The sequence below is a fragment of the Bradyrhizobium sp. MI1.7 genome (assembly GCF_055811795.1).
The window spans coordinates 278,926-288,504 of the sequence record NZ_JBVVPO010000002.1; the positions used below are offsets into that span (position 1 = coordinate 278,926).

Here is a 9,579-nt window from a genome sequence, read left to right on the forward strand (position 1 = left end):
TCACCTCATTGGAATCAACATGCCGCTCCATTCCAGCATCGATACGTCTTCATCAGACTTTGCGCGCAATTCCGAGGCCATGCGCGGGCTTGTCGCGGACTTGCGTGAAAAACTGAGCCAGGTCGCCGGCGGCGGCGGCGAGGTCTCGCGCAACCGTCACACCTCGCGCGGCAAGATGCTGGCGCGCGAGCGCGTCGACCTGCTGGTCGATCCCGGCACCTCGTTCATGGAGCTGTCGCCGCTGGCGGCGTACGGCCTCTATGGCGGTGACGTGCATTCGGCGAGCGTCATCACCGGCGTCGGGCGCATCTCGGGCCGCGAATGCGTGATCGTCGCCAACGACGCCACCATCAAGGGCGGCACTTACTATCCGATGACGGTGAAGAAGCATCTGCGCGCGCAGGACGTGGCGCGGCAGAACAATCTTCCCTGCGTCTACATGGTCGATTCCGGCGGCGCCTTCCTGCCGCTTCAGGACGAAATCTTTCCGGACGAGCGCCATTTCGGCCGCATCTTCTACAACCAGGCCCAGATGTCGTCGCAGGGCATCCCGCAGATCGCGATCGTGATGGGCTCCTGCACCGCCGGCGGCGCCTATGTCCCCGCGATGTCGGACGAGAGCATCATCGTCCGCAACCAGGGCACCATCTTTCTCGGCGGCCCGCCGCTGGTGAAGGCCGCGACCGGCGAGGTGGTGAGTGCCGAGGAGCTCGGCGGCGCCGACGTGCATTCGCGGCAATCGGGGGTGACCGACCACTACGCCCAGAACGACGCCCATGCGATCGGCATCGCCCGGCGCATCGTCAGCACGCTGAAGCCGTCGGTGCGGCCGAACCTCAACATGCACAAGCCGCGCGATCCGCTGTTTGCGGCGGAAGAGATCTACGGCGTGGTGCCCGTCGACGGCCGAAAGCCGTTTGACGTGCGCGATATCATCGCCCGCATCGTCGACGGCTCGGAGTTCGACGAGTTCAAAAAACTCTACGGCACGACGCTGGTGTGCGGCTTCGCCCATGTCTGGGGCCATCCGGTCGGCATCATCGCCAACAACGGCATTCTCTTCAGCGAGAGCTCGCTGAAGGGGGCGCATTTCATCGAGCTGTGCTGCCAGCGCGGCATTCCCCTGGTGTTCCTGCAGAACATCACGGGCTTCATGGTCGGCAAGAAGTACGAGGCCGGCGGCATCGCGCGTGACGGAGCCAAGCTCGTCACGGCGGTGGCGACCGCCTCGGTGCCAAAATTCACCGTCGTGATCGGCGGCTCCTACGGCGCCGGCAATTACGGCATGTGCGGCCGCGCCTATTCGCCGCGCTTCCTCTGGATGTGGCCGAACGCGCGCATCTCGGTGATGGGCGGCGAGCAAGCCTCGATGGTGCTGAGCCAGGTCCGGCGCGACAACATCGAGGCCAAGGGCGATAGCTGGTCGAAGGAAGAGGAAGACAAGTTCCGCGAGCCTATCCGCGCGCAATATGAGAGCCAGGGACATCCGTATTACGCGACCGCCCGCCTGTGGGACGACGGCGTGATCGACCCGGCCGACACGCGCCTCGTGCTCGGCCTCGGCCTTTCCGCGGCGTCGAATGCGCCGATCGAGCCTACCAAATTCGGCCTGTTCAGGATGTGATGCGATGGACCGTTCAATGCTCTACCGGCGTTTTCGCACGCTCCTGATCGCCAACCGCGGCGAGATCGCCTGCCGCGTCATCCGCACCGCGCGAGCCATGGGCCTGCGCACGGTCGCGGTCTATTCCGAGGCCGACCGCGACGCGATGCATGTCGCGCTCGCGGATGAAGCCGTGCTGCTCGGTCCGGCGCGGGCGCGCGACAGCTACCTCAGTGCCGAGCGGCTGATCGAGGCCGCGCGCAAGACCGGCGCCGAGGCCGTGCATCCCGGCTACGGCTTCCTGTCCGAAAATGCCGAGTTCGCGCGGGCGTGCCTGGAGGCGGGCCTGGTGTTCGTCGGCCCGACCGCCGCGATGATGACGGCGATGGGCTCGAAGTCCGGCTCCAAGGCGCTGATGGAGAAGGCCGGCGTGCCGCTGGTGCCCGGCTATCACGGCGAGGCCCAGGACGATGCGACGCTTTCGAAGGCCGCGGACAAGATCGGCTTTCCCATCCTGGTGAAGGCGTCCGCCGGCGGCGGCGGCCGCGGCATGCGCATCGTTCGCTCGGCGGATGAGCTTGGACCGGCGATTGTCAGCGCCAAGCGCGAGGCCAAGGCCGCGTTCGGCGACGACCGCATGCTGATCGAAAAATATGTCGACAATCCCCGTCACATCGAGGTGCAGATCATCGGCGACAGCCACGGCAATCTGCTGTCGCTGTTCGAGCGCGAATGCACGCTGCAGCGCCGGCACCAGAAGGTGATCGAGGAGGCACCGTCGCCGACGCTCAATCCAGCCCAGCGCGAGACCGTCTGCGCCGCCGCGCGAAAGGCGGCCGGCGCGGTCAACTATGTCGGTGCCGGCACGATCGAGTTCGTCTCCGACGGCAAGGACGTGTTCTTCATCGAGATGAACACGCGTCTCCAGGTCGAGCATCCCGTGACCGAGTTGATCACCGGCATCGATCTGGTCGAATGGCAGCTGCGCGTCGCATTCGGCGAGGCGCTGCCGCTGAAACAGGACGAGCTCCGGCTCAATGGCCACGCGGTCGAGGCGCGCGTTTACGCGGAAAATCCGACCAAGAACTTCATGCCGTCGGTCGGGAGGATCTCGACCTGGCGCTTGCCGGCGGAAACCGGCGGCCTGCGCATCGACGCCGGCTATCGCGAAGGCGATACGGTCTCGCCCTATTACGATGCGATGCTCGCAAAAATGATCGCGTGGGCGCCGACGCGGGACGTCGCGATCGAACGGCTGAACCGCGGGCTGCAAGAATCCGACGTCCGCGGCATCGTCACCAACATCCCGTTCCTGTCGGCGCTGATGACGCATCCGAAGGTGCGGTCCAATGCGATCGACACCGGCTTCATCGAGCGCGAGCTGGCGGTGCTGACGCAGGCCCCGCCGGCGCCCGGCGAGCTCGAGCTGTGCGCGGCAGTCGCCGCTGTTATCAACGACGAGCGGCAGGCCGCGCAAGACGAGGCGAGTTCGCCCTGGCAGACCTTCGGCTGGATGCCGGTCGGTCGCCGCCAGCGCAGCTTTGCCTTCCGAGTCGGCCATGGACCTGAACAGAAGATCACGCTGAACTATGGCAGCGGGCCGTCGACGCTGGTGACCGGCGAGCGCGAATTGGCGTTCACGATCGCGCCGCGTGACGGCTGCTTCGATCTGACGCTCGATGGCGTCAAATCGCAGGTCGCAGCCGTGATCGACGGTCACGAGCTGTATTTGCGCACACGCAACGGCCGCTTCGACCTGCATTGGGTCGATCCGTTCGGCGGCGAGAGCGAAGAGCATGTCGGCGAGGACAAGATCGCGGCGCCCCTGCCGGGCACGGTCGTCGCCGTGCTGGCCGAGGAGGGCGCCAAGCTCGACAAGGGCGCGCCGATCCTCACCCTGGAAGTGATGAAGATGGAGCAGACGCTGCGCGCTCCCTACGCCGGCGTGCTGAAATCGATCAAATGCAAGGTCGGAGACATCGTCCAGGAGGGCGTCGAGCTCGCCGTGGTCGAGCCATCGGGAGAGTGAGATGAGCGATCCCGTCCGCATCATCGAAATGGGGCCGCGCGACGGCCTCCAGAACGAGAAGACGCCCGTCAGCGTCGAGGCCCGCATCGCCTTCGTCGAGGCGCTCGTAGCCGCTGGCCTCACCACGGTCGAGGTCGGCGCCTTCGTCTCGCCCAAGGCGATCCCGCAAATGGCGAGCTCGGACGCCGTGCTGCGCGGCGTCCGCCACGTCAAGGGTGCCGAATTCCACGTGCTGGTGCCGAACGAGAAGGGCTATGACGCCGCGCGCACTGCCGGCGCGCAAGTCGTCTCCGTGTTCGCGGCGGCCTCGGAAGGGTTTTCGCGCGCCAATATCAACTGCACGGTCGCGGAGTCCATCGAGCGCTTCAAGCCGGTGCTGGCGCGCGCCAAGGCTGATGGCGTCAGAGTCCGCGGCTATATCTCCTGCGTGCTGGGCTGTCCGTTCGACGGCGAGATCAAGCCAAAGGCGGTCGCCGATCTCGCCAACACGCTGTGGGAGCTCGGCTGCTACGAGATCTCGCTCGGCGACACCATCGGTGTCGGCACGCCTGATAAGGCCAAGGAGATGCTGCGCGCGGTTAGCGCCAATATCCCGCCAACAAAACTCGCGATGCATTTCCACGACACCTACGGCCAGGCGCTCGCCAATCTCTATGCCGGCCTGGAGGAGGGTGTCCGCGTCATCGATTCCGCCGCCGGCGGCCTCGGCGGCTGCCCCTATGCGCCGGGCGCGACGGGCAATGTCGCGACCGAGGACGTGGTCTACATGCTCGAAGGCATGGGCGTCAGGACCGGTGTCGACATGGACAAGCTGCTGGCGGCCACGAACGAGATGAGCGGCGTGCTGGGCAAGCCGCCTGTGAGCCGCGTAGCCTCCGCGCTGAACGCGAAGAAGAAGCGGGCTGCTTCCTAGCTTCGTATGGTGGGCAAAGGCGCGTAGCGCCGTGCCCACCATCTCTCCGCGACCGAATTTGCGAATGGTGGGCACGCTTCCGCTTTGCCCACCCTACGAGACCTTCGCCTACGCCGCCTTCAGCCCGACATCCGGCAGGCGCGGCCGGTTCTTGAGCGCCTTCGCCATCATCGCCTCGACCTCGGCCTTTTCCTGCGGCAGCAGCGCGAGGCGGGGCGGGCGGGTCAGCGCGGTGCCGCGGCCCATGATGTGCTCGCACAGCTTGATGCACTGGACGAGGTCGGGGCGTGCGTCGAGGTGCAGCAGCGGCATGAACCATTCGTAGATCGGCATGGCCTCGGCGAAGCGGCCGGCCTTGGCAAGGCGAAACAGCGTCTCGCCCTCGCGCGGGAAGGCGTTGGACATGCCGGAGACCCAGCCCACCGCGCCCATGGCGATGCTCTCGACGATGACGTCGTCGAGCCCTGCGAACAGCACGAAGCGGTCGCCGACCATATTCCTGGTGTCGATGAAGCGCCGCGTGTCGCCCGAGGAATCCTTGAAGCAGACCACGGTCTCGACGTCGACGAGCGAGGCCAGGATGTCGGGGGTGACGTCGTTCTTGTAGATCGGCGGGTTGTTGTAGAGCATCACCGGCAGGTCGGTCGCGCTGGCAACCGCGCGGAAATGTGCGGCGGTCTCGTGCGGTTTCGACGAATAGACCAGCGCCGGCATCACCATCACGCCGTCGATGCCGACGCGCGCGGCTTCCTTGGCGGTTTCGACCGCAAAGGCGGTGGTGAATTCGGCGATGCCGCATAGCACGGGCACGCGGCCGGCCGCGACGGATTTCGCCGTCTCCATGATCGCGACCTTCTCCTTGCGCTCCAGCGAGGTGTTCTCGCCGACCGAGCCGCAGACGATCAGACCGGAGACGCCGTCGCGGATCAACCCGTCCATGACCTTGGCGGTGGCGTCGATGTCGAGCGAGAGATCATCGTGGAATTGCGTGGTGACGGCCGGGAAGACGCCTTCCCAGGAAACGCGGCGGCTCATGATGTGACTCCAAGTGAGTTTGCCGGCGGGGGGCTGGATCCGCCGGCTGTGGTGAAGAGGATGGCGAATGGGATCAGAGCGTCGCGCCGACCTTGCGCAGCTCGGCGAGAACAGGTGCCTTGGGCAGCCAGATCTTGTCGAACTCGGCGATGACAGCCTCGGTGTCGCCGGGCGGGACCTGGCGGATCGGGATCGGCGCGTTCTTGAAATTCTCGATCAGCGCGGGCTCGTTGGAGGCCAACTCGTCGATCTGCGCGTCCAGCGTCGACTTCACCGTCTTGGCAATCAGCTCGCGGTCGGCTGCGGGGAGCGTCTGCCAGACCCGGCCGGAAACGACCGCGGCCATCGGCATGAAGACGGCGTTCATCTGCAGGATCACTTTGGAGACCTTGTCGAAGCGCTGGTTCCAGGAGAATTCGAGATCGGCCTCGAGGCCATCGACCTGGCCGTTGGCCATCGCGTCGAACACCTGCGGCGTCGGGATCGGCGTCGGTGCGGCACCGAGCGAGGAATAGAAGTCGCGATAGACCGGCGTCGGGTTGATGCGCAGCTTCATGCCCTTGATGTCGGCGAGCGAGTTCAGGTCCTTCGAGGAGAACACCGCGCGCATGCCGGTGATGCCCCAGCCGAGGCCGATGGTGCCGGTCTCCTGCGGCAGCACATCGAACAGCTTCACCGCCGCCGGATGCCGCACGAATTTCGCGACCGCAGGCGTCGAGCGGACGATGTAGGGCGCATTGATCGCGGCGATGTGTGGCACGCGCGAGCCGAGCTCGGCGGCCTGGATGAAGCCCATGTCGAGCGCGCCGGACTGCAATTGCTGCATCATCGCGGGCTCGTTGCCGAGCTGGCCGGAATGGAACACGGTCAGGGTGAGCCGGCCGTTGGTGGCCCCCTTGAGCTCGTCGCCGAACTTGAGCGCCGCCTTGTTCCAGGAATGGCCGTTCGGCGTGATCAGGCCGAGGCGGAATTCCTTGGCCTGGGCGAGCGCCAGCGAGGGCGCGAACACCGAGGCGGCGGCACTGGCGGCGAGAAAGCGGCGGCGTGAAAGCGGCATGGTCGGGCTTCCTTTTGAACGGGCCTATTTGATGAGGATCAGCGAGAGCGAGGGGTAGAGCGAGAGCAGCACCAGCAGGACGCAGGAGATGACGAAGAACGGCAGCGTCACCATGAACATCTTGCCCGGCTTGGCGCCGGTGACGGCGGCCGCGACGAAGAAGCAAAGCCCGACCGGCGGCGACAGCAGGCCGAGCACGAGGTTGATCACCACCACAACGCCGAAATGCCGGGGATCGATATGGTAGACGTCGGTTGCGACAGGCAGGAGGATCGGCACCGTCATGATCAGGCCGGGAATGCCGTCGATGACAGTGCCGATGATCAGCAGGATGACGTTACAGATCAGCATGAAGCTGACCGGGTCCTTGGCGGCGGACTGGATCCAGCCGGCGGTTTCCTGCGGCACCTTGCCGAAGATCAGCACCCAGGAGAACACCGCCGCGGCCGCGACCAGGAACAGCACGATCGCCGAATAGATGGCGCTGCGCAGCATCATCTGCGGCAACTGCGAGAATTCGAATTCCCTGGTCCAGTATTTCCCGACGAGTGCGGCGGCGACCGCGCCGACGGCCGCGGATTCCGTCGCATTGGCGAGGCCGCTGAGGATGGTGCCGACGATGACGATCGGGATCAGCAGGGTGGGTGACGTCCGCAGGATCGTCATGACGCGCTGGCGCGGCGTCTGATAATCGGCACGGGGATAGTTGTAGACATATCCCATCAGCGCGATGACGAGGCAGAACATCACCGTGAGGATCACGCCCGGCACGATGCCGGCGATCAGCATGTCGCTGACCGAGACCTGCGCGAGCACGCTGTAGACGACGAACATCACCGACGGCGGAATGATCGGCCCGAGCATGCCGCCATAGGCGGTCAATCCCGCCGCGAAGGTCTTGTCGTAGCCCTTCTTCTCCATCTCCGGGACCATGATCTGCGCCATGATCGCGACCTGCGCGGTGGCGGATCCCAGGATCGAGGAGATGAACATGTTGGCGAGGATGTTGACGTAGGCGAGCCCGCCCTTGAGTGAGCCGACGAAGGCCATCGCCATGTCGACGATGCGCCGCGTGATGCCGCCGCCGTTCATGATCTCGCCGATCAGGATGAAGAGCGGAATGGCGATCAGACCGTAGCTGTCGACGCCGCCGAACAGCTGGAGCGGATAGGACTGGAACAGCACCGGATTGCCGGATGCTGCGATGTAGACGAGGCCGGCGAGGCACAGGCAGAGGCCGATCGGCACGCCGACCAGCATGATCGCGACGAAGGCGGCTGACGTGATCATCAGTTGACCCCGTCGAGCTCGGAGAGCGCAAAGCCCTTCGGCGGCGTGCGCGGGACCAGTTCGAGATCTTCCAGCAGGTTGGCGAGGCCGTGGATGGTCATCGAGACCGCGAAGATCGGCAGCGTCAAATAGAGCACCCAGGTCGGCCAGTTCAGCGTCTGGGTATGCTCGGTGTAGAGAAAGTTGAAGGTCTCAGCCGCGAGCTTGCGCCCGTCGAAGCCGGCGCGCGCGAGACCAATCGGGTCCATCCAGAGCATGCAGGTCACGATCAGTGCGATTCCGAACGCGACGACCATGCCGGTCGAGATCACCTTTGCGATCTTCTGGTGCCGTGGCGAAAGACGCTCCGTCAGCATGGTGACCGCGAAATCGAGCCGCAGCCGCGTCATCGCGGAGGCGCCGACAAAGGTCAGCCAGACCACGCAATAGACGGCGGATTCATCGATCCAGTAGATCGGGAAGCGCGCGTAACGGGTGACGACGTTCACCAGGATCAGGCCGGTGAGCAGGTACATCAGGCCCATCAGCGCGACGCGCTCGACGGCGAGCAGGGCACTGGACGCGCGGACGACCATGTGTCGAACGCTGAGTGCGCGCGTGGCCGGCATCGTCTGCTCGATCATGAAAGAGGCCCCGACCCCTGAGAAATCTCGTGCTATCGGCAAATGTATAATTTATACATTTTGCGTGTCAAACGGAGATTGCGGTCATTTCGGCGGCAGGACGCGCTTTTGCTGGGCACTGGCTTTTGCCGGGCCCCACACTTTTGTTGGGCCCCTCAACATGCAAGAGAGAGACCGCTTCGGCCGGATGAGTCGGGAAGGACAACAGAAGGTCAGATGAAACAGCCTCTGAAGCATCGCACCCTGTCGGCCGCGATCGTCGACCAGCTCAGGCAGGCGATCCTCGACGGCACCTATCCGGCCGGATCGCAGCTACGGCAGGACGCACTTGGCGAGGCCTATGGCGTCAGCCGCATCCCGGTGCGCGAAGCGCTGTTCCAGCTCGAAGCCGAAGGCCTGGTGCGCATCGTCCCGCAGAAGGGCGCGATCGTCTCGGAGCTGTCGCTGGACGAGATCAACGATGTGTTCGACCTGCGCGGAATCCTGGAGCCACGCCTCCTGGCGCAATCGGCGCCGCGTTTCACCGCCGATGATTTCAGCGGGCTCGATGACATCCACAAGAGCTTCGAGAAGGCGATCAAGGCGCGTAACGTCAGCGAATGGGGCCAGCTCAACGCCGATTTTCACATGGCACTCTACGTTCACGCCCCGCAGCCGCGTACGCGCGCGATCGTGCTGTCACTGCTCCAGACCAGCGACCGCTACACGCGCCTGCAGCTCTCCAACACCAAGGCGATGGGGACCGCCGAAAAGGAGCACGCCCATCTGATCGCGCTCTGCCGCGCGCAGAAGGTCGAGGAGGCCTGCCGGTTCCTGGAGCGGCACATCGAGGCCGTGCGCAAGGATTTGTTGCAGGTGGTGGCCGGCAGCACGATCGCGCCGAAGGCACGGCGGAAGGATAAATCGTAGAGATCTTAGGGTTGGCTCGTAGGGTGGGCAAAGCGAAGCGTGCCCACCACTTTTATCGGGATCGAGGAGAGATGGTGGGCACGGCGCTGCGCGCCTTTGCCCACCCTACGGCAATTGCGA

The 9,579-nt window shown here is 65.2% G+C and carries 8 protein-coding genes; 4 read left to right on the forward strand and 4 right to left on the reverse strand.

Annotated elements, in window-relative coordinates:
* Positions 1–19 precede the first annotated feature (19 nt).
* The 3 genes from AC0L3X_RS04175 to AC0L3X_RS04185 are packed head-to-tail and all read left to right on the forward strand — an operon-like array spanning position 20 to position 4,545.
* A complete protein-coding gene (locus AC0L3X_RS04175) occupies positions 20–1,624 on the forward strand; it encodes a carboxyl transferase domain-containing protein (protein ID WP_166096500.1) in 1,605 nt (534 codons plus the stop codon).
* Between the two features lie 4 nt (positions 1,625–1,628).
* The gene (locus tag AC0L3X_RS04180) at positions 1,629–3,632 is read left to right on the forward strand and encodes an acetyl/propionyl/methylcrotonyl-CoA carboxylase subunit alpha (RefSeq protein WP_283016381.1); all 2,004 of its coding nucleotides are present in this window, start codon (positions 1,629–1,631) and stop codon (positions 3,630–3,632) included.
* A gap of 1 nt (position 3,633) precedes the next feature.
* Positions 3,634–4,545 carry a hydroxymethylglutaryl-CoA lyase gene (locus tag AC0L3X_RS04185; protein ID WP_283016382.1) on the forward strand — a complete coding sequence of 304 codons (912 nt, stop codon included), beginning with the start codon at positions 3,634–3,636 and terminating at the stop codon, positions 4,543–4,545.
* A 108-nt stretch (positions 4,546–4,653) separates the two neighbouring features.
* Here AC0L3X_RS04185 and AC0L3X_RS04190 read toward each other — a convergent pair whose 3' ends face one another.
* From AC0L3X_RS04190 to AC0L3X_RS04205, 4 genes are all read right to left on the reverse strand, one after another.
* The gene (locus tag AC0L3X_RS04190; RefSeq protein WP_166096502.1) at positions 4,654–5,580 is read right to left on the reverse strand and encodes a dihydrodipicolinate synthase family protein; all 927 of its coding nucleotides are present in this window, start codon (positions 5,578–5,580) and stop codon (positions 4,654–4,656) included.
* A 73-nt stretch (positions 5,581–5,653) separates the two neighbouring features.
* Positions 5,654–6,637 carry a TRAP transporter substrate-binding protein gene (locus AC0L3X_RS04195; RefSeq protein ID WP_283016383.1) on the reverse strand — a complete coding sequence of 328 codons (984 nt, stop codon included), beginning with the start codon at positions 6,635–6,637 and terminating at the stop codon, positions 5,654–5,656.
* Positions 6,638–6,661: 24 nt separating this feature from the next.
* On the reverse strand, positions 6,662–7,927 hold the full coding sequence (locus AC0L3X_RS04200; RefSeq protein ID WP_063983439.1) for a TRAP transporter large permease: 1,266 nt from the start codon (positions 7,925–7,927) through the stop codon (positions 6,662–6,664).
* Positions 7,927–8,535 carry a TRAP transporter small permease gene (locus AC0L3X_RS04205; protein WP_283018865.1) on the reverse strand — a complete coding sequence of 203 codons (609 nt, stop codon included), beginning with the start codon at positions 8,533–8,535 and terminating at the stop codon, positions 7,927–7,929. The genes AC0L3X_RS04200 and AC0L3X_RS04205 overlap by 1 nt, the downstream gene beginning before the upstream one ends.
* A 231-nt stretch (positions 8,536–8,766) precedes the next feature.
* Here AC0L3X_RS04205 and AC0L3X_RS04210 point away from each other — a divergent pair, with 231 nt between their 5' ends.
* Positions 8,767–9,459 (forward strand): GntR family transcriptional regulator, encoded by a 693-nt coding sequence (locus tag AC0L3X_RS04210; RefSeq protein ID WP_071914159.1) that lies wholly within the window; start codon positions 8,767–8,769, stop codon positions 9,457–9,459.
* The last annotated feature ends 120 nt before the right edge of the window (positions 9,460–9,579 follow it).